Source organism: Salinibaculum sp. SYNS191 (assembly GCF_037338445.1).
Taxonomy (GTDB): domain Archaea; phylum Halobacteriota; class Halobacteria; order Halobacteriales; family Haloarculaceae; genus Salinibaculum; species Salinibaculum marinum.
Genome location: NZ_CP147838.1, coordinates 1375976 through 1401253 on the forward strand (window position 1 = coordinate 1375976; position 25278 = coordinate 1401253).

A 25278-nucleotide genomic window follows, 5' to 3' on the forward strand; every position below is an offset into this window, starting at 1 on the left:
GCCGTGTGACACAGAACTGAGCGGCTACCGTCTGGCGATTTCCCCCGGAATCGCAACGTGGGGTACACACCCCTCCCGGGGTTCGCCCCGCTTCGCGCCCGCGGGCGATTTCCGCACGCGCGTAGGCCGTCATCGCTGACCACCCACCTTGTCACGAGCGCGAGCCAGCAGGTTCCCGACTGTGCCGGGTGCGCGGTCGGTGTTGCGGGCGTAATCGCGGACACCGACGTTTGCCAGCTCGCACGTGAGGTAGGCATCGAGTTCGGCAGCCGTCAGTCCCGAAGTGTCCGTGTCGCGGTCGTGGTTGAACTGAAGCCACGCGGGAGGCGTCTGGTAGTCCCGGCCGGTGTCGAGATGATGGACGACCAAGCGCCCGCGAATCCAGCGCCACCAACACTTCGCCACGTGGGCGCAGAACCCGCGATACTTCCAGGCAGCGCAGGAACACTCGGCGTGCAGGCGGTCGTCCTGGAGCGCGAACAGCACGCGCTTGGGCTTGTCGCTCTCGTCGAGCCAGACCATCCGCTCGGCGTCGTTGATGGGGCCGCCGGTGTCAGCCTCTGTCTGAGCGCGCTGCCAGCTCTCTGAGAGCGTCCAGTCCTCGGGGAACGTCAATACCTCCGGGTCGGTGAGACGTTTGTCGAGTGCATCCGACTGTCCCCACTCGGCTACCTTCGAACTCTCTATGCTCACGCCCGACACCCCCGTTTTCCCTCGCGTGAGTCACAGACTGCGGCGGGCCGAATCCCGCGGAGTAAATCACTCGCTCTGAGCGACCCGTTTCTTCCGATGACCCGATTTCTGAAACGAGACGCTCGGGTAACTGAACGTGTGAATACGTGGACCTTCGTCAGAAGTACAGTACGGCTATGGACTCGCGGGGATTTGAACCCCGGGCCTCTTCCTTGCGAAGGAAGCGATCTGCCACTGATCTACGAGCCCGCGTTGTGGAATCGGCGGTGGAGCCGATTAAATCCTGCGCGTGAGACCGGCACTGTCACCGCGTCCCACAGCGGTCGCGCACGCCCTCGGACGGAGTGTCGAAAGACGACCGGCGTCTTCCGGCCCTCGCGTCAGTCCTCGAGGACGATTTCGATGCTGACGTCGTTGGGCACCTGGATGCGCATCAGCTGGCGCAGCGCCCGTTCGTCGGCGTCGATGTCGATGAGGCGTTTGTGGACGCGCATCTCCCAGTGCTCCCACGTCGCGGTCCCCTCGCCGTCGGGGGACTTGCGGGTGGGCACCTCCAGCGTCTTCGTCGGTAGCGGGACCGGACCCGAGAGCTTGACACCCGTCTTGTCCGCGATGTCGCGGACGTCGTCGCAGATGTCGTCGAGGTCGTCGGGGCTGGTGCCCGCCAGGCGGACGCGTGCCTGCTGCATGGATTATCGCTCGTTGACCGAGAGGACCTTGCCGGCCGCGATGGTCTGGCCCATGTCGCGGATGGCGAAGGAACCGAGCTCCGGAATCTCGGAGGACGGCTCGATGCTGAGCGGCTTCTGCGGTCGAACCGTCACGACTGCGGCGTCGCCGGACTGGATGAAGTCCGGGTTCTCCTCGGCGACCTCACCGGACGAGGGGTCGATCTTCTTGTCGATGGACTCGACGGTACAGGCGACCTGTGCCGTGTGAGCGTGGAAGACCGGCGTGTAGCCGGCCGTGATGACGCTCGGGTGCTGCATGACGACGACCTGTGCCTGGAACGTCTCGGCGACGCTCGGCGGGTCGTCGGCGGGGCCACAGACGTCACCGCGGCGGATGTCGTCCTTGCCGATGCCGCGGACGTTGAACCCGACGTTGTCACCCGGCTCTGCCTTCGGCACTTCCTCGTGGTGCATCTCGATGGTCTTGACCTCGCCACCGACGTCGCTGGGCTGGAAGCTGACGTTGTCGCCGGTGTTGAGGATGCCCGTCTCGACGCGGCCGACCGGGACGGTCCCGATGCCGGAGATGGTGTAGACGTCCTGGATGGGCAGGCGCAGCGGCGCGTCCGTCGGCGGCTCCGGCTCGGGCAGCGCGTTCAGCGCTTCGAGCAGGATTTCGCCGTCGTACCAGTCCGTGTTGTCCGAGCGCTCGGCGATGTTGTCGCCCTCGAACGCGGAGACCGGGATGTACTTGACGTCGTCCGTGTTGAAGCGGACCTGGTTCAGGAGGTCCTCGACCTCGTCCTTGGTGTCCTCGTAGGCACCCTCGCCGTAGTCGACGAGGTCCATCTTGTTGACCGCGATGATGAGCTCGTCGATGCCCAGCGTGCGCGCCAGGAAGACGTGCTCCTGGGTCTGCGGCTGGACGCCGTCGTCTGCGGCGACGACGAGCACGGCGTTGTCGGCCTGGCTCGCGCCAGTGATCATGTTCTTCACGAAGTCGCGGTGGCCCGGACAGTCGACGATAGTGAAGTAGTACTCGTCGGTGTCGAACTCCTGGTGGGCGATGTCGATGGTGACACCGCGCTCGCGCTCTTCGGCGAGGTTGTCCATGACGTAGGCGAACTCGAAGCCGCCCTTGCCCTTCTCCTCGGCCTCTTCCTTGTGCTGCTCGATGACGTGCTCCGGTACGTTCTCTGTCTCGTACAGGAGTCGTCCGACGAGCGTACTCTTCCCGTGGTCGACGTGGCCGATGATGGCCAAGTTCTGGTGCGGTTTGTCCTCACTCATTGTTTCTCACGCGCAGAGGCGCTATGTCGGCATCTTTACGCGGTTGCTCATAAAACGATTTCGATACCGCCCGTGAACTATCCCGTCGCTGTCCCGTGATTTGCTACGTGGTCACACGGCACTGGTCGAAATGTGGTCACTTACCGCCATCGACAGGACGCCACTGATACTGCAAAACGACGAGCGAGCGGGAACGGACTCAGTCGGCCAGCCGGTCGACGTCGGCGAGCACCGCCGTCGCCGTCTCGGGGCCGCCGGCACCCCGGCCGGAGACGTTCAGCTGTCCGGCGTGGGCGGTCTCCAGCTGGACGATGTTGCGCGTCCCCGTCACGGCGAGCGCGCCGTGTTCCGGGACGAGCCGCGGTCCGACGCGGACCTCGCCGCCGGTGACCTCGCCGATGAGCCGGATGGTACGGCCGTCCTCGTTGGCGAGGTCGAGCGCGCTGCCGGGCAGGTCGCTGATGCCCTCGACACGCGCGTCGTCGAGCGTGTACTCGCGCTCGTCGCCGGCGAGGACGTTCGCGACGATGACGCACTTCAGCGCCGCGTCGGTCCCCTCCACGTCGAAGGTGGGGTCGGCCTCGGCGACGCCGAGGTCCTGGGCCTCCGCGAGAACGTGCTCGTAGCCCAGTCCCTCCGCGGCCATCCGCGAGAGGATGAAGTTGGCCGTGCCGTTGAGGACGCCGCGGACGGCGGTAATCTTGTCCGGGCCGAAGTCGGCGATGGTCGAGAGGACGGGCATCGCACCGCCGACGGTGGCCTCGAAGTAGACCTCGCCGGCGCTCTCCCGTTCGAGCGCCCGCACGTCGGCGTAGCGCTCGGCGACCGGTCCCTTGTTCGCGAGGACGACGTGGCGGTCGCGTTCGAGCGCGTGCTCGACGTGCCCGAACCCGGGCTGGGCGTCGCCCAGCGTCGTCGGCGTCGCCTCAACGAGCACGTCGTACTCGCCGGCCAGTGCGTCCTCCGGGTCGGCGTCGCCGACGACGCCCTCAGTCTCCTTGCGCTCGATTGCCGCCTGGCCGTCGATGCCCGCGGGGGCGACGGCGGCGCTGCGGGAGTCGGCGAAGGCGGTGACCGTGTGGCCGTACTCGCCGGCCAGGTCGACGACCGACGAGCCGACGGCGCCGGCCCCGATGACGGCGAGTCTCACGCCGCATCACCCGCCGTCAGCGGCTCGACGACCTGGAAGTCCTTCTCCGCGGCTATCTCGTGAATGATGTCCATCGCGGCCTCCGTCTCGCCGCGCTGGGCGGCCAGGCGGACGCGGGCGCTCGACTCGCCGTCGCGCCCCTCCGGCGCGGACAGCGAGAAGTCCCGGACCGACGCCCCCGAGGAGTCCTCGATGCGCGAGAGGGTATCGGAGAGGTCGGTGTCGACGATGTGGCCGATGAGGACGACGGTCAGTTCCTCGCCGTAGCGCTCGGCACCGGCCTGGATGACGTTGATGCCCTCGTCCCGCAGCGCGTCGACGATGTCGTCGAACCGCTCCGGTGTCGCCTCCAGGTCGACTTCGACGGGGATGTGGCCACGCGGTGTGACGTTGCCCCGCTCGTGGAAGATAGAGAGGAGGTTGCCGCCGTTGTCGGCGATGGGCTCCAGCGCCCGGAGCAGTTCCCCGGGCCGGTCGACCAGCTCCAGCCGGACCGTGTAGGCCCGCACCTCCTCCGTCGAGTCGCTCATCGGCGCTCACCTCTGCGTCGAGTCCGGAGGCTCATTGCCAGCCTCTCCGGGGGCCGGCTATAAGAATCCCGTCGTTTGTCGCGGCCGCAGTCGCCGCCTACGGCAGGAACCGGTCGTAGACGTCGTCGATAGCGTCGTTGTACTCCGCGCCGTTCGGGCTCCCCCACGGGTTCCGCGAGAAGTAGTACATCGCGGCGAAGAAGGCACCCATCGAGATGGCGAGATAGGGCTGGACGACTGCACCGAGGACGAACGTCGCCACCCCGGCCAGCAGGCCGCCGATGACGATGTCCGCAATCTGGTGTGTCAGAGACATGCCCGGCGGTAGGAGACGGTGGCAGGTAAGGAAACGGGTTCGGCGACGCCGGACTACCGCGTCGGGCCGCGGTAGCGCGCCAGTTGCGCCGCAAGTTCCCGCTCCTTCAGCAGGCCGAACCCGGCGGCGATGACGAGGAAGCCGACGACGGCCAGCGGGTCGACGGGTTCGTTCAGGACGAGGCTGCCGATAGCGAGTGTCACCGGCGGCGTCAGATACGTCACCAGATTCGCCTCCAGCGCGCCGACCTGCTCCAGTAGCCAGAAGTACAGGCCAAAGGCGACCGCACCCGCGACGACGCCGAGGTAGGCCACCGTCGCCAGCGCCGGTCCGGGGTCGCCCGACAGCGACACCGTCTCGCCGGTCGCGACGCCGACGCCGAGTTGCACCGTCGCGCCGACGAGCATCGCCCAGCCCGTCAGTGCCGGCACCGGCAGCGCCGCCCGCGCCCGCCGGACCAGGACTGTCCCGAGCGTCACCAGCACCGTCGCCAGCAACACCAGCGCCTTCCCGACGACGGTCGCGTCGAGGAGGTTCGACGGGTCCGGTCGCAGGACGAGCGCCACGCCGGCGAACCCCACGGCGACGCCGAGTTGTCCCCGCCGGGAGAGGCGCTCGTCGGGCAGCAACACCCATCCGAAGAGGACGGTCAGCACGGGCGTCAGGCTGACCAGGATGGCCGCCACCGCGCTGGTGACGAACTGCTGGCCGACGAACGTGAAGCCGGTCCCGCCGATGAAGAGGACGCCGCCGGCGGCGACCGCTGCCCAGTCGCGACGGGTGACGGGCCGCCAGTACGACGACGTCGCGACGGCGTAGCCGAGCAGGAGGACCCCCGAGAGGTAGTAGCGAGACGCCCCGAGCAACAGCGGCGGGAAGTAACGCAAGCCTACCTCGATGGCCGGAAACGACGTCCCGAACAGCAGCGTCACCAGCGAGAAGACGGCGACTGTCCGGACCCGAGTCATCGAGTGTCTGTGCGTTCGGTCGGACTGCACTTGAAACGGGCCGTCCATGGAGAGTCGGACACAGCTGGCCGCGAGCGCGTGCCACGGCAGTCGCCGTGGCCGAGCGAGTCGGGGAAGGGCAGGGCTGGCGCTGTGCGGTGCGGTTGCAGAAAGAGAGAGAGAGAGAGATGTATTGTACTCCGAGCGCGCTACTGCGCGCGAGGAGCCTTTTTCACCCACGTTCGCAAGAGCGAAGCTCTTGCGCAGCCCGGCAGAAATCGAAGATTTCTGCGGACGTTTTTGCCGTGAGTGGTGCGAGCGCGTGTCAGCGCGCTCGACACCCGAGCGGGAAAAAGGTGGTACTCAGATGTAGTCGACTGTCTCGGGCAGTTCGAGCTTCATGCCCTTGCGCTCGCGGATCTCCATGATCGTCTCGGGCTGGAGGTTGTCCGCGAGGACCTGGAACCCGGCGTTCTCGGTGTTCCAGGACGCGCGGCCCTCGGTGGCCGAGCGGATGTCCGAGGAGAAGCCGATCATCTCCTCGACGGGCGCGATGCCCTCGACGACCATCAGGTCGCCTTCCTGGTACATGTCGTCGACGCGGCCACGGCGACCCTGGATTTCGCCGGATGCGGCGCCCATGTGGTCGTTGGGCACGTCGATGCGGACCTCCTGAATCGGCTCCAGCAGGCGGATCTCCGCGTCGATGAGCGCGTTGTGCAGCGACCGGCGGACAGCGGGGATGACCTGCGCCGGACCGCGGTGGATGGCGTCCTCGTGCAGGCGGGCGTCGTGGAGGCGGATGAGCGACCCGGTGACGGGTTCGGCGGCCAGCGGGCCGTCCGAGAGGGCCTCCTCGAACCCTTCGAGCACCAGTTCCATCGTCTCGTTGAGGTGCTGGATACCCTTCGTGTCGTCGATGATGATGTTGGTGCCGAAGATGTGCTCGACGTCCTGGGACGCGTCCTTGTCGAGGCCGGCGTCCTGCAGCGCCTCGCGGCGTTCGAGTTCCGGCATATCCATCGTCGCCTCGCCCAGTTTGAGCGTCTCGACGAGGTCGTCGCTCAGGGGTTCGACCGTGATGTAGAAGCGGTTGTGACGGTTCGGTGAGATACCCTCGACCTCGCGGCTCTCGGTCTGGGGCGCCTCGCGGTAGACGACGATGGGCTCACCGGTCGTGACCGGGATGCCCTGGTTGCGCTCGATGCGCTGAGTGATGACTTCGAGGTGGAGTTCGCCCTGCCCGGAGATGAGGTGCTCGCCGGTGTCCTCGTTGATCTCGATCTGGATGGTCGGGTCCTCCTTGGCGACCTGCTGGAGCGTCTCGATGAGCTTCGGCAGGTCGTCCATGTTCTTCGCCTCGACGCTCTTCGTGATGACCGGCTCCGAGATGTGCTCGATGGACTCGAAGGGCGTCATCTCGATGCTCGACACCGTGGAGCCGGCGATGGCGTCGCGCAGGCCGGTGACGGCCGCGATGTTGCCGGCGGGGACGTGCTCGACCTCCTTGCGCTCGCCACCCATGTAGATGCCGACGCTCTGGATGCGGTTCTTGCCCGCAGTCCCGGAGACGTACAGCTCCTGGCCCTTCTCCAGCGTGCCGGAGAAGACGCGGCCGGCGGCGATTTCGCCGGCGTGGGGGTCGATGCCGATGTCGGTGACCATCAGGACGACCTCGCCGTCCTCGTCGACCAGGCGCATGCTCTCGGCGACGTCGGAGTCGTCGTCGCCGCGCCAGATGCGCGGGATACGACGGGGCTGGGCGTCGATGGGGTTCGGGAAGTGCTCACAGACCATGTCGAGGACGACGTTCGACAGCGGCGTGCGCTCGTGGAGTTCCTGGCGCTCGTCGTTGCGCTCCAGTTCCATGATGTCGCCGAAGTCCATCCCGGTGCGCTGCATCGACGGCATCGAGACGCCCCACTTGTAGAGGGCAGAGCCGAAGCCGACGGTGCCTTCCTCGACGGAGACGGTCCAGTCGTCGTTGATGTCGTCCATCTCCTCAGTCATCCCGCGGATCAGCTCGTTCACGTCGCGGATGACGGAGACGAGACGCTCCTGCATCTCCTCGGGCCCTTCCTGCAGTTCGGAGATCAGGCGGTCGACCTTGTTGATGAACAGGGTCGGCTTGACGCCCTCGCGCAGCGCCTGGCGCAGGACGGTCTCGGTCTGGGGCATCGCGCCCTCAACGGCGTCGACGACCACGAGCGCACCGTCGACGGCGCGCATCGCGCGGGTGACGTCGCCGCCGAAGTCGACGTGGCCCGGCGTGTCGATGAGGTTGATGAGGTGGTTCGTGTCCTCGTACTCGTGGGTCATCGAGACGTTCGCCGCGTCGATGGTGATACCGCGTTCCTGCTCGTCCTCTTCGGTGTCCATCGCGAGCTGTTCGCCCGCCGTCTCGTCGGAAATCATCCCCGCACCGGCGAGGAGGTTGTCTGTCAGTGTGGTCTTGCCGTGGTCGACGTGAGCGGCGATGGCGATGTTCCGGATGTTCTCCGGCTTGTCCATCAGCGTCTCACATTCCTGTACGATTTTCTTTCGTCGGCCCATTATTACCCCGTCCTACCGGAAGGAGGGTCAAAAGGATAGTGTTTCCCGACCGCTTCGCGCCGCGCCGTGGCCGCGCCATCGTGCGACGCCGCCCCAAGGGGGACGCCAACACCGACACGACTATTGGACCCGCCACAGACCTCGGCGTATGAACGACGACCCGTTCTTCTGTGACGACTGCGGCGAAGAACTCGGCCACGACGACATCCAGACGGCCGCCGACGTGCCACAACTGGACGTCGAGAGCTTCGAGATGGGCCGCGAGACGGTCGACGTCCACCAGTGCAGCGGCTGCGGGATGGTCCTCGGGTTCAGCCAGCAATAGCCCGCAAAAGTCATACTGCTCGGACCCTGAGAGAGGTAGACATGGACGTAGGCGTCGACGGCCCCGGGCCGGCCGAACCGTTTCTCGGTGCACGCGACCTCTTCGAGACCGAACGCGACCTCACCCGACCGGTACGGGTCCGCATCGTCGAGGACCCGGACGAACGAACACGCGTCAGCCACAGCGACGCCGGCCACCGGCTGACCATCTCCCAGCAGGCGGCCACGTCGGCGATGGCCCGCGAACTCGCCCTGCACGAGTACGCCCACATGCACCACCACGAGGCTGGCCACCCCTCCCACACGCAGTCGACGAAAGAGGCCATCTTCCTCGCGCTGGCCGGCCGCAGCGTCGAGCAGCGTAAACTCACCCACTGCTACCAGATCGCCAACCACATGAAGGACATCTACGCCGACGACATCTGGCTGGAGGTCGCCCCCGCCGACAAACTGGTCGCCTTCCTCGAATCCTCGCTCGCCGCCGCCGTCGCCGACCGGCCGAGCGACCCCGCCTCATGGGTGCGCCGGACGCCCGCCGCCGACCCCGAGATTACGGTCGTCAACGCCGCCTTCGCGCTCGCGCTGGTCGAGCGCCACGGCCTCGTCGGCGAGGACCACCGCATCTACGACCTGGCCCACGCCGCCGCCGCGGACGCCCCGGAGGTCAGCCTCTCGCAGTTCAAGCGCCACTTCCGGACGCTCGCCCGCGACCCCGGCGAGAGCGAGTACCGCAAGGCGCTGGTCGACGTCACCCGCGCCTACGCCGGCGGCGAGGGACCGGCCGCCGACTAGAGCAAGAGCAACGGCCCGACCGCCAGCGCCGCCGAGAGCGCGAGGACGAGATAGTCGACCGCGGAGAACCGCAGGTCCGGCAGCGTCGGGTTGTACGCGAAACACCGCGCCCGCAGCGCAAGCGACAGCCTGTCAGCCCGCGCGAACGCCCGGACCACGGACAGCGTCCCGAGGCGCTGCACCCGGTCGCGAAACGAGCGCCGGCCCCCGCCGCGCGCCCGGATCGCCTCCCGAATCCGCGTCACGTCCGCGCGCAGTACCGGCACGAAGCGGAAGGTCAGCCCGACCCCGACGCCCAGCAGTTGCCCGAACCGGCCGGGGACGGTCCGCTGAATGGCCGCCCGGGTGTCGCGGACGGGCGTCGAGTGGACGAACGCGGCGCTGACGAGCAACAGCGGCACCAGCCTGGCGACGCGCTGCAGGGAGGAAAGCGCCGGCTCGACCCGAAACCAGGGCGGGCCGAGCGCCAGACCCCCGAGCAGCGGTCCGAGCGAGAGCACGAGCAGGACGGGCCAGTACGCCCGTAGCGCCCGCAGCGGCGAGAGCCGCGCGGCCAGCAGACAGCCCACGGCGAGCGCGGCCGTGGCTCCGAGCCACAGCAGCGACGTGCTGGCGAAGACGGCGATGGCGAAAGCGACCTGGAAGGCCAGTTTCGCCCGCGGGTCCAGCCGGTGGGCGAGCGTCCCGCCCGGTTCGTAGGTCAGCATTCCGGGACCCGGACGTCGATGTCGGCGAGTCGCTCGCGGGCCTTTGCTGGGTCGGCGTCGACGGCGACCCGTCCGTCTCTGAGGCCGACGACGCGGTCCGCCCGCGAGAGCACGTCGCGCACGTCGTGGGTGACGACGACGATGCCGGTGCCCGCGTCGTGGAGCGCGTCGAGGTGGTCGAGGACGGACCGCCGCGCCGGCCAGTCCAGCCCCGCGAAGGGCTCGTCGAGGACGAGGTGGGCGGGTTCCATCGCGAGCGCGCCGGCGATGGCGACGCGGGACTGCTCGCCGCCGGAGAGCGCGTCGATGCGCTCGTCGGCCCGCCCGTCCATGTTGACGGCGGCTAGCGCCTCGTCGACCCGGCGGTCGATGTCGCGCCGGTCGAGCCCGAGGTTCTCCGGCCCGAACGCCACGTCCGCGCCGACCGTCGCGGCGACGAACTGGTCCCGCGGCGTCTGGAACACCATCCCGACCGTCGTCCGCGTCGCCACCGGATTCGCCGCGGCTGGCTCGCCGTCGACCAGTACCTCGCCCGCGTCGGGTTCCAGCAGGGCGTTGAAGTGGCGAACCAGCGTGGTCTTGCCGCTGCCGTTCGGGCCCGCGAGGACGACCCACTCGCCGTCGTCGATGGTCAGCGAGACGCCGTCGACCGCTGGCTCGCCGTCGTAGCGGTGGACGAGGTCGCGGACCGCTATCATCCGAGGCGGTCGAGCGTCTCGCTACCCCCGGCGACGATGCCGACAGACAGCGCGACCTTCAGCGCGTCACCGACGGCGAAGGGAGCCATGAAACTCGCCGCCCGCGCCAGCGTCCACCCCTGGACATCAGCGAGCCAGGGGACGCCGACGCCGTAGATGGGCACCAGCGCGAGGACGAGCGCGACGGCGGCGACGGCGGCCGAGATGTCGCCAAAGGGCGTCGGCGTGGCCGACCGGTGGACGACGGCACCGATGACCACGGCCGCCAGCAGGAACCCGACGAGGAAGCCGCCGGTCGGCCCGAGAACGTAGCCGACGCCGGCCCCGCCGTCGGAGAACACCGGCGCGCCGGCGAGGCCGACGACGAGATACAGGAGAACGGAGAAGCCGCCCCAGACCGGGCCGAGCAACAACCCGGCGAAGAAGACCGGGAACGGCTGGAAGGAGAAGGGAACCCCGCCCGGAAGCGGAATCGAGACCTGGGAGAGGACGGCCGTCAGCGCGGCCAGCAACACCGCCACTGCGACGTGGGAGACTGTCGTGTCCGGCACGAGTTCGACCGATTCGTGACGCTCTGACATGCCACTGGCACTCTCGTCAACCCTAAAAGAAATGCCGGTTTACGGCACGCGCCGCTACCGGCGGACGGTATCGAGGAAGCCGAGCCACTTCTTGTGGTCCGCTATCTTCGCGCTGTGGGCGTGGTCGCCAAAGTCGGGATGGCGGATGTTCTCCAGGGCGTTGAGCGCGCGGTCGATGCCGACCACCTCGTCGGCGATGGCCTCGGCGGTGTCGAGGGCCAGCGACTCCGTCTCCAGCCGCTCCACGCGGCGGGCGCGGGCTTCCCGGAGTGCCCGCTTTGCCTCGGTGAGTTTCTCCTCGGCCTCCGGGGGGATGCGGTCGACCTTCCGCGTCTCTATCAGGAACTCGCTGAGGTGGAGTTCGTCACCGGCGAGAGTGATGGTGTCGGGAATCTGTGCACCGATTGTCGCTCCCTGACTGTTGATACGTGCGAGCAGTTCCTCCCGCTGTGCCTCGTCCATGCCGGAGGCGTAGGAGGAGACGTCAGAAAAGCGTTCACTCACCGCGGGACGGGAAATAGCCGCAGTGTCGAGACGAGAGAACGACGGGGTTACCGCGCGGCGGCCGCGACGCGCTCTTTCTCTTCTTTCTGGTTGACCGCGTAGGTGCCGACGTCGTTGTTGGCGGCACCGATGAGCTGGTTGGCCAGCGCCTCGGCGACGTCGGTGTCGGTCTTGAAGGAGTCGTTGTAGACGCCCTCGGCGAGGAACTTCAGCGCCTGGTCGACGCGCCGCTGCGGCGAGATGTCGACGGCCTTCGGGACGGAGATGCCACCGTACTTCAGGCGGACGGTCTCCTCCCGCGGCGCGGAGTTCTCGACGGCGCGGGCGAGCACCTGCACCGGGTTCTCGTCGGTCCGGTTGTGGATGGACTCGAAGGCCTCGCGGGTTATCTTCGTGGCCATCTGCTTTTTGCCGGTGTTCTCCTCGGTCTGCATCAGGCGGTTGACGAGCCGCTCGACGATGCTGATTTCGCTCTTCTTGAACTGCTTGTCGGCGTGGCGGCCCATCGTGTGCGCGATGGGCGTGACGGTGATGTACCGCTCCGTCGACGGGTCGTGGTACTCGATGTCGTCGACCGACCACGTGCCGAAGAGCTTCGCGTTGCTCGTCTCTTCCTCGTTCCCGGGAGCCTCCGGGTCGGGCTGATCTGCGCTCATGTTATCGCACCGGCTTCTCCGCGTTGCCGCGCACCAGTTCGATCATCGAGACGCCGTTGACCTTCTCGACCTTGTAGTTCACGCCCGAGAGGTCGCCCATCGCACGACCCTTCGCCCCGCCGATGCCGGCGATGGTGACCTCGTCGTGCTCGTCGATGAAGGAGATAGCGCCGTCACCGGGACAGAACGCCGTCACCTGCTTGCCGTTCTTGATGAGCTGGACCCGGACGCACTTCCGGATTGCCGAGTTGGGCTGTTTCGCTTCGATACCGACCTTCTCCAGTACGATGCCGCGCCCCTGTGGCGCGCCCTCGAGGGGGTCGGACTTCTCCCGCAGACCCCGCTCGCGGCGCGCGTATTTGGAGTCGGACCACCGGTGTTTCTGGCGGTCCTTCTTGAGCTTGCGCGCGGCGTACTTGCCGTTCGCCATAGTGAACGTGCGTACCTGACGGAACTACTTAAGGCTCCCTTTTCGGCTTCGCGGAATCGCCCGAATGCGTGTGCGAACGGGTGGCTCACCGCCGCTGGACGGGCAGTACCGTGTCAGCACGACTCGCCACTAGTTTGATACGGCTGGCAGCGTCTCTCCACTCCATGAGCAGCGAGCGAATCGTCGACTCCCTCGACCCCGCCGACGCCTTCGCGGCCCTCTCGGACCCGAAACGGGTCGACATCCTCGAAGCCCTCTGGCGGGCCGACGACCAGACGGCGACGTTCTCCGAACTCCGCGAGGCCGCCGACATCCGCGACTCCGGGCAGTTCAACTACCACCTGACCAAACTCGCCGACCGCTTCGTCCGGAAGGGCGAGGACGGTTATCGGCTGACGCTGGCCGGCCGCCACGTCGTCGGCAGCCTCCTCGTGGGCGCGTACACGACCAGCGAAGGGATGGAACCCGTCCCGCTGGACGACCCCTGCCCCTTCTGTGGCGGCACCTGGACGTTCCACTACGAGGACGAGCGCGTCCGCATCGACTGCGAGGAGTGCGGGCTGGGCATCGACCTCGACGTCCCGCCGGGCGTCTTCGCCGGCTACGACAGGGAGGCGGCACCCGACGTCGCGAAGCGCTACGTTCGCCTGCAGTTGCGCACGGCGAGTCACGGCTTCTGTCCCCTCTGTGAGTACCGCATCGAACCACGAGTCGTCGAACCCGAGGACACGGGCTTCGCGGACGTCGAGTTCCCGCTCGTGCACTACACATGCGAGCGGTGCGGCGAGGAGGTCATCGCAGAAGTCGGGACGGCCCTCGTGGAACACCCGTCCGTGGTAGCGTTCTTCTACGACCACGGCGTCGACGTCGAGGCGGCACCCCTCTCGCAGTTCGTCGCCACGGACGACCGGTCCGAGGTTCGACGGCGCGACCCACTGGAGGTCGCAGTCTCCTTCGAATGCGAGGACGAGACGCTGACCGTCGTGGTCGACGAGCAGTTCCGCGTCCTGTCGACCGACCGCTCCTGAGCGGCTCCCTTGCTACTGAAAAGATTTTCAGTAACGACGGTTACAGAAATATCATTCAGATTACTCTTATGGGGGACGGGTGCCTCTCATCGAGTATGGCAGCACGAACCTACACGACGACCGCATCGCTCCCGACCGACCACCGTTCGCCCTCGCCGGACTGGCTCGACACGCCACTCAGCAGTGCGGGACTGACGGTCGTGCTGGCCGTCGTCGCGCTGCTGGCGGTCACCTATCCGCTCCCGACCGCCGCGTTCGCCACAGGCTGGGTCCTCCAGCGCCTCCTCCGGCACTAACTCGACCACCACCAGCGGGGAGGTGACTGTCAGACAGGTCGAACGCGCCTGAGAAGAACAGAACGGGCGTTCTCAGGTCAGCTCGATGCCGTCGATGTCGTGGTGCCGTTCGGCGAGCGTGCGGGCGGCGTCGATGTTCCGGCCGTCCTTCCCGATGGCCGCGCCGCGGTCCTCCTGGGCCACCTCGACGTAGGCCAGGCGGTCGCCGTTCTCGCTTATCGTGACGTTGTACACCGCCGCCGGTTCCAGGGCGTTCGCGACGAAATCTTCCGGGTGCTCGGCGTCCTCGACGAGTTTTATCGGTTTACCGATTCGCTCCTCGACGCCGCGGACGTACTCCCCGTCCGCGCCGATGGCCTGTCCCATCTGTCCGGTTGCAACCAGGAAGATGACCCGGTCGTACTCGTCGTCGACGATGCAGTCCCGGACGGTCGCATCTGTCTCCTCCTCGAACAGCGCCATCAGCTGGCGCGCTTCGTCCGAGAGGCGAACCGTCATCGGCTCAGTCGGCGCTCTCCGACTCCGACTTCCCCGCGCTCATGCGCAGGTCCACGTCGCCGGTGCCGAGTTTGATGGGCTTGCCGACGATGACGTTCTCCGTGACGCCGTTGAGGTCGTCGACCTCGCCGTGGACCGCCGCGTCGAGCAGGTGGTTCACCGTCACCTCGAAGGCTGCCCGCGCGAGCACGGAGTCCTTCGAGCCCGAGATGCCGTGGCGGCCGATGGACTCGATGGTGCCCTCGTTGGTCATGATGTCCGCGACCAGCATCAGGTGGCGGATGTTCACGTCGTCCAGCCCCTGCTCTTCGAGCGTGTTCATCGTCTCCTCGATGATTGCCTCCCGGGCGGCTTCGATGCCGAGGTTCTTGTGAATCTCGTGGATGTTGTTACAGGTGGTCCGGGAAGCGTCGACGCCCTCGATGCCGAGGACCTCGCCGAAGTCCGACCCCTCCGTGTAGAGGACGAACTCCTCGCCCTCGTCGGTCTCCTCCTTGCGGATGACGACGCGGGAGATCTCCTCGATCCCCTTGAAGACGATGTCGGAGAGTTCCTCGACCAGCTGGAGGAGGTCGCGGTACGACGGCTCCTCGGGGCCGAACTCGATGACGAGCCCGCGGCGCTGGGTCTCGACGCCCAGTTTGGACTCTATCTTGCTGGCGATCTCCTCGGCGACCTCGCCGGGGTCGTCGACGGTCGGCCACCGCTCCAGCAGCGTCTCCTCGTTGAGCGCGACGCGGACGAGCATGTCCGCGACGTTCGTTGAGACGTCACCGAGCTGGAGAATCTTCGTCGCCTCGATGTTCCAGACGACCTCGTGGGCGCGCTCGCGGTCCTCCGCGTACTCGCCGTCGAGGTGGACGGTCATCATCGGCGTGTCCGGCTCCTTCCGGGCGTCCACAAGCTCGATGAGCCTGGGCAGGCCCTGCGTGACGTCGATCTCCGCGACGCCCGCGTAGTGGAACGTGTTCATCGTCATCTGGGTCCCGGGTTCACCGATGGACTGTGCCGAGACGGTCCCGACGGGGTCCAGCGGGTCGACGCGGGTGTTGAGGTACTTCGTCTCGACGGCCTGGGCGATCTCGTTGGCCTGTTCCAGCGTCGGGTCGCGGTCTTCGAGCGTGCGGTACACCTCGTCTTTGAGCCGTCGCGGAAGCTCCGTGTCCTCCACGAGCGCCTCGATGTCGTCGGAAACGTCGTAGTCGGTCATGTCAGTCGTCCCCCTGAGCCATCCACCAGTCGTCGGCGTGCTCGGAGAGGTTGGTCCGCTCGGCCTTCCCGCCGAGGAACTGCTCTTTGTCGGCCTCGCTCTCGAACTCGGAGTCGAGCACCTGGTCGGCGATTTCCTCCACGTCGACCGCGGCCTCGTCCATCCCGCTCGACACTTCGACCGGCGAGGTGCCGTCCTCGCCGAACTCGAACTGGACGACGGTATCGGAGGTGTCCCGGACCGTACCGTCGTACTGCGTCTCCAGTTCCGACAGCGCGTTGATGAGCCGGCGCTGCAGGTAGCCGGACTTGGAGGTCCGGACTGCCGTGTCGACCAGCCCCTCGCGGCCGCCCATCGCGTGGAAGAAGAACTCCTTGGGGTCCAGCCCCTCGCGGTAGGAGGCCTCCACGAAGCCGTGGGCCTCCGAGGAGAGGTCGTCCGGCTCGAAGTGGGAGAGCGTGCGGTCCTCGTAGCCGCGGTTGATGCGCTCGCCGCGGACTGCCTGCTGGCCGACACAGCCGGCCATCTGCGTGAGGTTCAGCATCGAGCCACGCGCCCCGGACTCGGCCATGATGACCGCCGGGTTGTCGTCGCTGAAGTGCTCCTCGGCGATGTTCCCCGCGCTGTCGCGGGCCTTGCCCAGCGCCTGCATGATCTTCATCTCCAGCGTCTCGTCGACGGTGCGGCCCGGCAGCGATTCGAGTTCGCCGCGGTCGTAGGTCTCGATGAGTTCCTCGACGCGGGCGTTGGCCTCGTCGATGGCCTCGTCGATCTGCGCCTCGGCCTCCTCCGGGATGGACTCGTCGTCGATACCGATGGAGAACCCGAAGTGCATGATGGTCCGGACCGCGAGCGACGACACCTCGTTGATGAAGATGCGCCCGCGGGTCTTGGAGTGTTGCTTGGCGATGGTGTCGACGATTTCGCCGCCGAACGCGCCGACGGCGTCCTCGTCGATGGTCCCGGAGACCAGCTGGCCGTCCTCGATGACGACCGTGTCGCCGGCCGACGACGTGAACTCCAGGTCCAGGCCGGAGGGCAGCAGTTCCGAGAAGATGGTCCGGCCGGTCCAGTACTCGGTGCCGGTGTCGTCGACGCCGTCCGGCTCCGGCAGTTCGTCGATGCGGGTCGTCCGCAGCAGGTCCAGCGCCTGCGTCTCGTTGAACTCCGGATTCGTGTTCGTCAGCAGGTAAGTCCCGGTGACGTGGTCCTGGATGGCCCCGAGGATGTTCTCGCCGAAGCGCGGCGAGAGCATCTGTTCCTGCACGCGCATCAGGACGCGGGCCTCCGCACGGGCCTCCTCGTTCTGGAGGGCGTGCATGTTCATCTCGTCGCCGTCGAAGTCGGCGTTGTACGGCGGACAGACGACGGTGTTCAGGCGGAACGTCTTGTACGGCATCACGACCACTTCGTGGGCCATGATGGACATCCGGTGCAGCGACGGCTGCCGGTTGAAGATGACGATGTCGCCGTCGATGAGGTGCCGCGAGACCTCCCAGCCCGCTTCGACCTTCTCCGAGAGTTCCTCGCAGTTCTTCTCGGTGACCTTCAGGCGGCGGCCGTCCGGCCGTCGGACGTAGTTCGCACCCGGGTGGGCTTCAGGCCCGTTGCGGACGTAGCGGCGGGCCTTGTCCAGGTTCCGCTCGTTGACGTTCATCGTCTGGGTCATCTCCTTGGCGACCCGGTCGGGAACCCCGACCTCGTTCAGCGACAGCGTCGGGTCCGGCGAGATGACGGTCCGGGCGGAGAAGTTCACGCGCTTGCCGGACAGCGAGCCACGGAAGCGACCCTCCTTGCCCTTCAGGCGCTGTGAGAGGGTCTTCAGCGGCCGGCCCGAGCGGTGTCGGGCGGGCGGCGTCCCCGAAATCTCGTTGTCCATGAACGTCGTGACGTGGTACTGCAGCAGTTCCCAGAGGTCCTCGATGATGAGCTGGGGCGCACCGGCCTCGCGGTTCTCCATGAACCGCTGGTTGATGCGGATGATGTCCACCAGCTTGTGGGTCAGGTCGTCCTCGGAGCGCTGGCCGTTGTCCAGCGTAATCGAGGGACGGGCCGTCACCGGCGGCACCGGCAGGACGGTCAGAATCATCCACTCGGGACGGGACTTTTCGGGGTCCATCCCGATGACCTCCAGGTCCTCGTCCGGGATGTCCTCGAACCAGTCGCGGATGTCCGAGGGCATCAGCTTGTTCATGTCCTCCTCGGTGAGGTCGACGTCGAGCACGTCCTCGATGGCCTCGCGGTCCTCCTCGCGCGGGCGGAACGACCCGGAGAGAATCTCCTGGACGCGGCTCGGCTCGATACCGGTGCGGTCCGAGAGGTCGTTGGGCGTGATGCGCTCGTCGTCCTCCTCTTCGGGTTCCATCGCGGCGGCGATGCGTTCCGGGTAGTCCGACGACAGGACGCGCTGGACCTCGTAGTACGTGGTCGGCTTCTCGTGTTTGATGTCGTACTGGACCTCGCCGCAGTAGGGACAGCGCTCCTTCTTGGTGTCCGTCGAGGAGCGCCGGCAGGTCCGCATCGCCGACTTGAGTTCGTCGCTCAGGTCCTTCCCGAGGTCGCGGGCCTCCCGGAGGTTCCGCCGGAACTCGTCGAGCTGGTCGTCGGCCGCCTGACTCGCCGCGTCGAGGTCGACGCGGCCCTCGTCGGCGTACTTGCCGCCGTCGACGGGCGTCAGCCGGGAACAGTTCCGGCAGGTGCCACGGAGCAGGCGGCGGATGAGCTTGTTGAAGCCGACGTGGATGACCGGCGCGGCCAGTTCGATGTGGCCGAAGTGACCGTTACAGGAACCGGAGTGCTTGCCGCAGGTCTTGCACTCCAGGCCGGGGTCGATGACGCCCAGCCGGGGGTCCATCAGCCCCATGTCGATGGGGAAGCCGTCGTCGTCGTAGGTGTCGGCCGTGATGACCTTGGTGGCGCTCATCTCGCGGTACTCCTCGGGGTCCATCAGGCCGAAACTCAGCCGGTGGATTTCTTTGGGTGCGTGCTGGCTCATTTATACTGCGTCCTCCAGTTCGATGCGCGGGGCGATGCCAAGCGCCTTCATCTCGTCGAGCAGGAGCTTGAACGCGTAAGACATCTCTATCTCGTGGATGTCGGTCTCCTCGTCGCAGTTCGGGCAGTAGACCCGGCGCTGCTCGACGTTCTCGACTGCGGCCATGCCACAGTTGGCACAGACGTAGATGTACTCGCGGTCGGACTCGTCGAGCAGGCGCTCCTTGAGCGTCATGGCCGCGCCGTGGCCGATGAAGACGTCGCGCTCCATCTCCCCGATACGCAGGCCGCCCTCGCGGGCGCGCCCCTCCGTGGGCTGGCGGGTGAGCACCTGCACGGGGCCACGCGAGCGGGCGTGAATCTTGTTCGAGACCATGTGGTAGAGCTTCTGGTAGAAGATGGTCCCGACGAAGATCTCCGCCTCGATCTTCTCGCCGGTGATGCCCGAGTACATCGTCTCCTTGCCGCTGGAGTCGAACCCGTGCTCCTCCAGCGAGCCGCGGAGTTGTTGCTCGTCCTCGCCGGTAAAGGGCGTCCCGTCGACGCGGCGACCCTCCAGCGCGCCGACCTTGCCGCCGATCATCTCCAGGATGTGGCCGACGGTCATCCGCGAGGGGAGCGCGTGCGGGTTGATGATGAGGTCCGGCACGACGCCCTCCTCGGTGAAGGGCATGTCCTCCTGGGGCGCGATGTGGCCGACGACACCCTTCTGACCGTGGCGGCTGGCGAACTTGTCGCCCAGTTCCGGGATGCGCTCGTCGCGCACCTTCACCTTCGACAGCTTCGAGCCGTCTTCGCCCTCCATCAGGGTGACCGTGTCGACGACGCCCGATTCGCCCGAGCGCATCGTGACGCTCGTTTCACGGCGCTTCTGCGGGGAGAGTCCGCCCATGTCGTCCGGCTCTTCGAGGAACCGGGGCGGGCTGGTCTTCCCGAGCAGGACCGCGTTCTCGTCGACCTGCGTCTCGGGGTTGACGAGGCCGTCCTCGTCGAGGTGCGTGTACGCTTCCTCGCCGCGTGCGCCCCGGACTTCGTCGTCCGGAATCTCGAAGCGGTCCTCCTGACCGCCGGGGTAGCGCCGTTCCTCGCCCTCGTAGGTCCGGAAGAAATGCGAGCGGGCGAGCGCGCGGTCGACCGACCCCTGGTTCATGACGAGCGCGTCCTCGATGTTGAACCCCTCGTAGCTCATCACGGCGACGACGAAGTTCTGCGCCGCCGGGCGGTCGTCGTAGCCAATCTGTTCGGTGGTCTGTGTCTTGACCATCGACAGCTGCGGGTAGTGCAGCAGGTGCTGGCGGGTGTCCGGGCGGATGCGGTAGTTCGCGCTCGGCAGCCCCAGCGACTGTTTGATCATCCCCGACCCCATCGTAATCCGGGGCGAGGCGTTGTGTTCGGGGTACGGAATCATGCCCGCGCCGATGCCGAACATCAGCTGCGGGTCGATTTCGAGGTGGGTGTGGTTGTCGGTCAGTTCCTCCTCCTCGACGGCGACGTAGATGTCGCCCTCCTCCTCGGCGTCGATGAACTCGACGTAGCCGCGGTCGACGAGGTCCTGGAACTCCAGGTCGCCGTCGGTGACGGCCTGGACCTCCTCGTCGGAGATGAGCGGTTCGCCGTCCTCGACGACCAGCAGCGGGCGTCGGGCACGGCCGGCGTCGGCGTTGACGATGACCTCGCGGGTGCGCTCGTCGACCGAGACGTTGACCATCTCGGAGACGTCCCCCCGGCGACGCGCCTGTCGGATCTGGTGTGCGAGCTGTTCGGGGTTGGGATGTGTCCCAACCAGACTCCCGTTGACGTAGACTTTGGCTTCTCGTCCCTGACTCATGTGTTAGTCGTCCGCAGGCTGTTCGACACTCTCGATGCCGGGGATGCCCTGGACCCCCATCTCCGCGAGTTCGTGTTTCAGTTCCTGTGCGTCCTCGACGTTCTGGGAGAGCTCCATCGCCTGCGCGAAGTTCTTCACCAGCCCACAGTTCGGCCCCTCCGGCGTCTCCGAGGGGCAGATGCGACCCCACTGGGTCGCGTGCAGGTCACGCGCCTCGAAGTGTGGCTGGGAGCGACTGAGTGGCGAGCGCAGCCGGCGCAGGTGCGAAAGCACCCCCATGTAGTCCGTGCGGTCGACGAGCTGTGAGACGCCCGAGCGGCCGCCGACCCAGTTCCCGGTCGCAATCGGGTGCTCCAGGCGCTCGGTCAGCACGTCCGAGCGAACGACCGTCGAGACCGACAGTTGCCGGTTGCGCATGTTGGCGCGTTCGAGCTGGTACTTCACGTCGCGTGCCAGCTTGTTCAGTGCCGTCCGGAACAGGTCCCGCATCAGGTCGCCGCTGACCTTCAGGCGCTTGTTCGCGTAGTGGTCCTTGTCGTCGGCCTCGCGGCGGTCGAGTGCGAGTTCGAAGCAAGCCTCGGCCATCCGGCAGAGGTAGTAGGCCTTGTTGATGCGGACGTCCTCCTCTTCGACTCCCTCCTCGTGGAGGTGCGGCAGGAGGTAGCGGTCGATGACGTAGTTGGCCCGTTTGAGCTGGTAGTTCTTGCCCTGGCCGCTGGCGACGCGCTCGCCGAGGGTCTCGATTGCGCCCTCGGTCGTCTGCACGTCGGCCGCCTCCAGGTTCTCCAGCATGAACTTCACTATCTCGGGGTCGTCGCTCACGCGGTGGACGATCTCCTCGTCGGATTCGAGTCCGAGCGCGCGGACGAGCGTCACGAAGTTGACGCTACCCGATACCGACGGGAACGACACTTCGAGCAGGCCGTCACGGCCCCGCTCGACCAGCACGAGCGCGCGGTAGCCGCGGCGCTGGCTGAATGTCTTGGCGACCTCGATGGTGTCGCCGTACTTCGTGTCGGTCTCGGCGAGAATCTTGTTCGGCGCGAGGTCCTCGCTGGTCATCAGGACCCGCTCGGAGCCGTTGACGATGAAGTAGCCGCCGGGGTCGGCGGGGTCCTCGCCGATGTCGATGAGTTCCTCGTCGGTGAAGCCGGCGATGTTGCACTTCCGGGAGCCGACCATGATGGGCATGCGCCCGATCTTCGTCTCGGTCTGGTCGACGACGCGTTCCTCCTCGTTGTGGCCACCCTTGATGATGGCCATCTCCATGAAGACCGGCGCGGCGTAGGTGATGTTGCGCAGGCGCGCCTCCTGCGGGTAGAGCAGTTCCTCGCTCCCGTCCGCTTCCCGGACGCGGGGCGTGACGACGCGGACGTCGCCGAGTTCGACGTAGACAGGCTCCTCCCCCTCCTTGTCGCCGATGTCCGTGTCGATGGTCTCCTTCTCGTCGACGACTTCCTGCATGCCCCGGTCCAGGAAGGCGTTGAACGACCGGAAGTGATGTTCTGCGAGCCGTTCGCGTGAAAAGTATTCCCGTGAAATGTCTCGTTTGTCTGCGATATCCATTATTCCACCACCAGTCGGTACACCACAGCCTCGTCTGTGGTGCGTGAGTCCCGTGTGATTTTCACCACGTCGCCGATGGCCGCATCGTCGGGCAACGCAGGGTCTTTGCGCTTGATTTTCGGCAGGTCGGTCTTTTTGATGTTATACTCCTGTAGGACGTCCTCCAGTGCTGCATCGTCGAGGACGGTATGGTCTGGCACGAGTTCGTGTTGGCTTACATCTACCATGGGTGTGGCTTGGCCGGCAAAGAAGGCTGTTCGGAGATACTACAGCGCCCTATAGGCGGGAGATATATAACGCTTGCCAAACACCGTCGGGCGGTGCTATCGAAGCCGGCCGGCACAGTCGGCCCCAGCCGCGCGAACAGGAGTGAGTCGGGGTGTATGTGCCCCCGTACCACGCCGTTGATGTGGCGAGGATATATAACTTGTGTCGGACTCCCACGCCGCCACGCTTTGGAAAGCCTTAATACCAAAACCCGGAAACGGAGTATTGCAAGCCCGGGTGGTGTAGTGGCCCATCATACGACCCTGTCACGGTCGTGACGCGGGTTCAAATCCCGCCTCGGGCGCTTTCTGACGACGACAACGCGACGAGCGAAGCGGGGAGTCCGTCGTCGTCGTAACGGCAACGAGGGATTTGAACACAAGGAGTCGCAGCGCGAACGGAGTGAGCGACCGTCTCCGCACGGGTTCAAATTCCGACCGACTGCGTCTCTACTCTACTGCGAGGCGTTTCATCGCCGAGCAACCGCGTTTTTGTGACGCGCTAAAGCGGGATTTGAAGCAGGGAGTGGAGCGAAGCGGAACGACCGGGGTTCAAATTCCGACCGACTGCGTCGGTCGACGTTCGCGACGCCGCTGGCGTCGCTCACTCCCGCCTCGGGCGCTTTCTGACGACGACAACGCGACGAGCGGAGCGAGGAGTCTGTGGTCAGCGCCCCCCGAACTCGACGCGCGCGTCCTGGGCGAAGTCGACGACCAAGTCGAGTGCCGCCAGCGCGACGAGCAGGCCGTCACCGAAGCGGAACACGCCGAACAGCGTCCCGGACACGTTGACCCAGAACCAGAGCGCAGCGATGAGAACGTAGTTGAACGGGTTGTGCTCCACGACGCTGTACAGCGCGGGACTCCCCTGGAGCAGGAGTTCGTCCACGACGACGTCCTTGACGAGCGCGAGCACGACGACGCCGAGTGCGACAAACGGGGCAAGAGAGCGAAGATAGGTGAAGACGACCCAGTAGAAGGCGGCTGCGACGACCGTGTAGACCGCGTACAGCACGAGCCGGTTGTCGGACAGCCAGGTGAGTCGGCGCATCTCGTTGGGAGTGGACCGCGGCCGACGACGTGTCTCTTGTGGCCACGGTTCGCCAGCGGCGGCGTGACTGTCAAAGCGCGGTTTCAGCCAACCCCACACTTATCCAGCGGAGCGGGCAACCACATGGCAAATGGCGAGTTCGGGCGGCGGGGCGGTAACCGACGGGCGACGGGCGCGAGCACGAGCCGTGGCCGGCCGCGTCCTCGGGGCCGTCCGCCGGCGCGTCGCAATCGACGCGCGGGCACTCGCGGCGTTTCGCATCGCGCTCGGGCTCCTGGTGGTCGCGGACCTGGCGCTGCGCTCGCGGAACCTCGTCGCCTTCTACACCGACCGCGGCGTGTTGCCCCGGGCGGCGCTGTTCGCCGACTACACCGGCGTCTACTCCGTCCACGCGCTGTGGGGCGAGGCGTGGATACAGGCGCTGCTCTTTCTCGTCGCGGCGCTGTTCGGCCTGGCGCTGGTCGTCGGCTACCGGACGCGACTGGCGACGGTCCTCTCGTGGGCGCTGCTGCTCTCGCTGCACGTCCGAAATCCGATGGTACTCAACGGCGGTGACATCCTCTTTCGGATGCTACTGTTCTGGGGGATGTTCCTGCCCCTGGGAGAACGGTGGTCGCTGGACGCCGCGAGACGCGACAGACAGGGGCGGTCGACCGTCGCCAGCGTCGCCACGGCAGCGCTTCTGATACAGATGGTCCTGCTGTACGTCACCAACGCCGTCCACAAACTCGGCGGCACGCAGTGGCGCACCGGCGAGGCCGTCGTCTACGTGTTCAGCCTCGACCAGTTCACCGTTCTGCTGGGCAACGTGCTCGCGGAGTTCTACCCGCTCCTGCGCGTGTTCACCTACGCCTGGATTACGCTGGTCGTCCTGTCACCGCTTCTGCTGGTGCTCACCGGCCGCCTGCGCGCGGTGCTGGCGTCGCTGTTCGCCGCGATGCACCTCGGGATGCTCGTCACGATGCAGATCGGCCTGTTCCCGCTGGTCGTCGTCGCTGGCCTGCTGCCCTTCTACCCGCCAGTCGTCTGGAGCGCCGTCGAAAGGGCTTCCGAGCGGGTCGGACTCACGGCGCGGACGCAGACCCTTCGGACCCGGTACCGGGAGGCGACCGAACGGCTGCCCGACGTCGCGCCGCCGGCGCTGTCCCGGTCTGCCGTCCTCGCTCGCGCCCGCACGGCGGCCGGGAGCGCGCTCGCGCTCGGCTTCCTCGTGCTGGTGGTCCTCTCGAACGCCCAGGCGGTCGGCGTCGCCGACGTGCCCGACGACGGCGAGGCGGTGCTGGAGGTCACCGGGACCGACCAGTACTGGCGGATGTTCGCGCCGGACCCGCTGGGCACCGACGGCTGGTACGTCGTCCCCGCGAACCTGACTGACGGGGCGAGCGTCGACGCACTGTACGACAGCGCCGTCGACTGGGACCGGCCGCCAAACGTCGACAGCAGGTACCCGACTGCGCGGTGGCGCAAGTACCTCCGGAACGTCTGGACGAGCGGCAACTGGAACCACCGCTCGTACTTCGCCCACTATCTGTGCGGGCAGTGGAACCGGAGCCACGCGACCGGCCTCGACTCTCTGGAACTGTACTACATGGCCCAGGAGTCCCAGCCGTACAACGAGACCGAACCGATACGCGGCCACTGGCTGCACACCCACGACTGCGCCGGGCCGCTCGACCAGTAGGCCGGTCGCTCGCGGCGA

26 protein-coding genes and 2 tRNA genes are annotated in these 25278 nt (G+C 66.9%); 6 read left to right on the forward strand and 22 right to left on the reverse strand.

What is annotated here, in order from left to right:
- Positions 1–129: 129 nt before the first annotated feature.
- The 9 genes from WDJ57_RS07485 to WDJ57_RS07525 all read right to left on the reverse strand — a co-directional run bounded on the left by WDJ57_RS07485 (position 130) and on the right by WDJ57_RS07525 (position 8150).
- Positions 130–693 carry an SWIM zinc finger family protein gene (locus WDJ57_RS07485; RefSeq protein WP_338905252.1) on the reverse strand — a complete coding sequence of 188 codons (564 nt, stop codon included), beginning with the start codon at positions 691–693 and terminating at the stop codon, positions 130–132.
- 177 nt (positions 694–870) lie between these two features.
- A tRNA-Ala gene (locus tag WDJ57_RS07490) sits at positions 871–942 on the reverse strand.
- A gap of 131 nt (positions 943–1073) precedes the next feature.
- Complete coding sequence (gene rpsJ, locus WDJ57_RS07495; protein WP_338905253.1) at positions 1074–1382, reverse strand: 30S ribosomal protein S10; 309 nt, start codon at positions 1380–1382, stop codon at positions 1074–1076.
- 3 nt (positions 1383–1385) lie between these two features.
- Positions 1386–2654, reverse strand: a complete 1269-nt coding sequence (gene tuf, locus WDJ57_RS07500) for a translation elongation factor EF-1 subunit alpha (RefSeq protein WP_338905255.1) — start codon at positions 2652–2654, stop codon at positions 1386–1388.
- 199 nt (positions 2655–2853) lie between these two features.
- A complete protein-coding gene (locus WDJ57_RS07505; RefSeq protein ID WP_338905257.1) occupies positions 2854–3804 on the reverse strand; it encodes a homoserine dehydrogenase in 951 nt (316 codons plus the stop codon).
- On the reverse strand, positions 3801–4334 hold the full coding sequence (locus WDJ57_RS07510; RefSeq protein WP_338905259.1) for an amino acid-binding protein: 534 nt from the start codon (positions 4332–4334) through the stop codon (positions 3801–3803). The genes WDJ57_RS07505 and WDJ57_RS07510 overlap by 4 nt, the downstream gene beginning before the upstream one ends.
- Positions 4335–4431: 97 nt before the next feature.
- The gene (locus tag WDJ57_RS07515; protein ID WP_338905260.1) at positions 4432–4650 is read right to left on the reverse strand and encodes a hypothetical protein; all 219 of its coding nucleotides are present in this window, start codon (positions 4648–4650) and stop codon (positions 4432–4434) included.
- Between the two features lie 53 nt (positions 4651–4703).
- The gene (locus tag WDJ57_RS07520) at positions 4704–5618 is read right to left on the reverse strand and encodes a DMT family transporter (RefSeq protein WP_338905262.1); all 915 of its coding nucleotides are present in this window, start codon (positions 5616–5618) and stop codon (positions 4704–4706) included.
- 342 nt (positions 5619–5960) lie between these two features.
- On the reverse strand, positions 5961–8150 hold the full coding sequence (locus tag WDJ57_RS07525) for an elongation factor EF-2 (RefSeq protein WP_338905264.1): 2190 nt from the start codon (positions 8148–8150) through the stop codon (positions 5961–5963).
- A gap of 148 nt (positions 8151–8298) precedes the next feature.
- Between WDJ57_RS07525 and WDJ57_RS07530 the strand changes: the two genes are divergently transcribed.
- Both WDJ57_RS07530 and WDJ57_RS07535 read left to right on the forward strand, forming a co-directional pair.
- Entirely contained in the window at positions 8299–8475 is a 177-nt protein-coding gene (locus WDJ57_RS07530; protein WP_338905266.1) for a hypothetical protein, read from the forward strand.
- Between the two features lie 41 nt (positions 8476–8516).
- Positions 8517–9266 (forward strand): DUF5781 family protein, encoded by a 750-nt coding sequence (locus WDJ57_RS07535; protein ID WP_338905268.1) that lies wholly within the window; start codon positions 8517–8519, stop codon positions 9264–9266.
- Here the strand turns inward: WDJ57_RS07535 and WDJ57_RS07540 are convergent.
- From WDJ57_RS07540 to WDJ57_RS07565, 6 genes are all read right to left on the reverse strand, one after another.
- Positions 9263–9973 carry an energy-coupling factor transporter transmembrane component T family protein gene (locus WDJ57_RS07540; RefSeq protein WP_338905269.1) on the reverse strand — a complete coding sequence of 237 codons (711 nt, stop codon included), beginning with the start codon at positions 9971–9973 and terminating at the stop codon, positions 9263–9265. The genes WDJ57_RS07535 and WDJ57_RS07540 overlap by 4 nt on opposite strands.
- Entirely contained in the window at positions 9967–10671 is a 705-nt protein-coding gene (locus WDJ57_RS07545; protein WP_338905270.1) for an energy-coupling factor ABC transporter ATP-binding protein, read from the reverse strand. Before WDJ57_RS07545 ends, WDJ57_RS07540 begins: the two co-directional genes overlap by 7 nt.
- Positions 10668–11252, reverse strand: a complete 585-nt coding sequence (locus WDJ57_RS07550) for a biotin transporter BioY (protein WP_338905272.1) — start codon at positions 11250–11252, stop codon at positions 10668–10670. Before WDJ57_RS07550 ends, WDJ57_RS07545 begins: the two co-directional genes overlap by 4 nt.
- Positions 11253–11306: 54 nt before the next feature.
- Positions 11307–11714, reverse strand: a complete 408-nt coding sequence (locus WDJ57_RS07555; RefSeq protein ID WP_338905274.1) for a DUF5788 family protein — start codon at positions 11712–11714, stop codon at positions 11307–11309.
- Between the two features lie 89 nt (positions 11715–11803).
- Entirely contained in the window at positions 11804–12412 is a 609-nt protein-coding gene (locus WDJ57_RS07560) for a 30S ribosomal protein S7 (RefSeq protein ID WP_338905275.1), read from the reverse strand.
- Between the two features lies 1 nt (position 12413).
- Entirely contained in the window at positions 12414–12842 is a 429-nt protein-coding gene (locus WDJ57_RS07565) for a 30S ribosomal protein S12 (RefSeq protein ID WP_338905277.1), read from the reverse strand.
- A gap of 164 nt (positions 12843–13006) precedes the next feature.
- Between WDJ57_RS07565 and WDJ57_RS07570 the strand changes: the two genes are divergently transcribed.
- The gene (locus tag WDJ57_RS07570; RefSeq protein ID WP_338905278.1) at positions 13007–13870 is read left to right on the forward strand and encodes a winged helix-turn-helix domain-containing protein; all 864 of its coding nucleotides are present in this window, start codon (positions 13007–13009) and stop codon (positions 13868–13870) included.
- 95 nt (positions 13871–13965) lie between these two features.
- Positions 13966–14166, forward strand: a complete 201-nt coding sequence (locus tag WDJ57_RS07575) for a hypothetical protein (protein WP_338905279.1) — start codon at positions 13966–13968, stop codon at positions 14164–14166.
- A gap of 72 nt (positions 14167–14238) precedes the next feature.
- Here WDJ57_RS07575 and WDJ57_RS07580 read toward each other — a convergent pair whose 3' ends face one another.
- From WDJ57_RS07580 to WDJ57_RS07605, 6 genes are read right to left on the reverse strand one after another with little or no spacing between them, the layout of a single operon-like run.
- On the reverse strand, positions 14239–14664 hold the full coding sequence (locus WDJ57_RS07580; RefSeq protein WP_338905280.1) for a NusA-like transcription termination signal-binding factor: 426 nt from the start codon (positions 14662–14664) through the stop codon (positions 14239–14241).
- Positions 14665–14668: 4 nt separating this feature from the next.
- Positions 14669–15874, reverse strand: coding sequence for a DNA-directed RNA polymerase subunit A'' (rpoA2, locus tag WDJ57_RS07585; RefSeq protein ID WP_338905282.1), 1206 nt, complete (start codon positions 15872–15874; stop codon positions 14669–14671).
- Position 15875: 1 nt separating this feature from the next.
- Positions 15876–18869, reverse strand: coding sequence for a DNA-directed RNA polymerase subunit A' (locus tag WDJ57_RS07590; RefSeq protein WP_338905283.1), 2994 nt, complete (start codon positions 18867–18869; stop codon positions 15876–15878).
- Complete coding sequence (gene rpoB / locus WDJ57_RS07595) at positions 18870–20696, reverse strand: DNA-directed RNA polymerase subunit B (protein WP_338905285.1); 1827 nt, start codon at positions 20694–20696, stop codon at positions 18870–18872.
- A 3-nt stretch (positions 20697–20699) separates the two neighbouring features.
- A complete protein-coding gene (locus tag WDJ57_RS07600; RefSeq protein WP_338905288.1) occupies positions 20700–22262 on the reverse strand; it encodes a DNA-directed RNA polymerase subunit B'' in 1563 nt (520 codons plus the stop codon).
- On the reverse strand, positions 22262–22489 hold the full coding sequence (locus tag WDJ57_RS07605) for a DNA-directed RNA polymerase subunit H (protein WP_338905290.1): 228 nt from the start codon (positions 22487–22489) through the stop codon (positions 22262–22264). Before WDJ57_RS07605 ends, WDJ57_RS07600 begins: the two co-directional genes overlap by 1 nt.
- Before the next feature lie 271 nt (positions 22490–22760).
- Between WDJ57_RS07605 and WDJ57_RS07610 the strand changes: the two genes are divergently transcribed.
- A tRNA-Asp gene (locus tag WDJ57_RS07610) sits at positions 22761–22833 on the forward strand.
- A 362-nt stretch (positions 22834–23195) separates the two neighbouring features.
- Here WDJ57_RS07610 and WDJ57_RS07615 read toward each other — a convergent pair.
- Positions 23196–23579 (reverse strand): hypothetical protein, encoded by a 384-nt coding sequence (locus tag WDJ57_RS07615; protein ID WP_338905292.1) that lies wholly within the window; start codon positions 23577–23579, stop codon positions 23196–23198.
- A 130-nt stretch (positions 23580–23709) separates the two neighbouring features.
- Between WDJ57_RS07615 and WDJ57_RS07620 the strand changes: the two genes are divergently transcribed.
- Positions 23710–25260 (forward strand): HTTM domain-containing protein, encoded by a 1551-nt coding sequence (locus WDJ57_RS07620; protein WP_338905294.1) that lies wholly within the window; start codon positions 23710–23712, stop codon positions 25258–25260.
- Positions 25261–25278 lie beyond the last annotated feature (18 nt).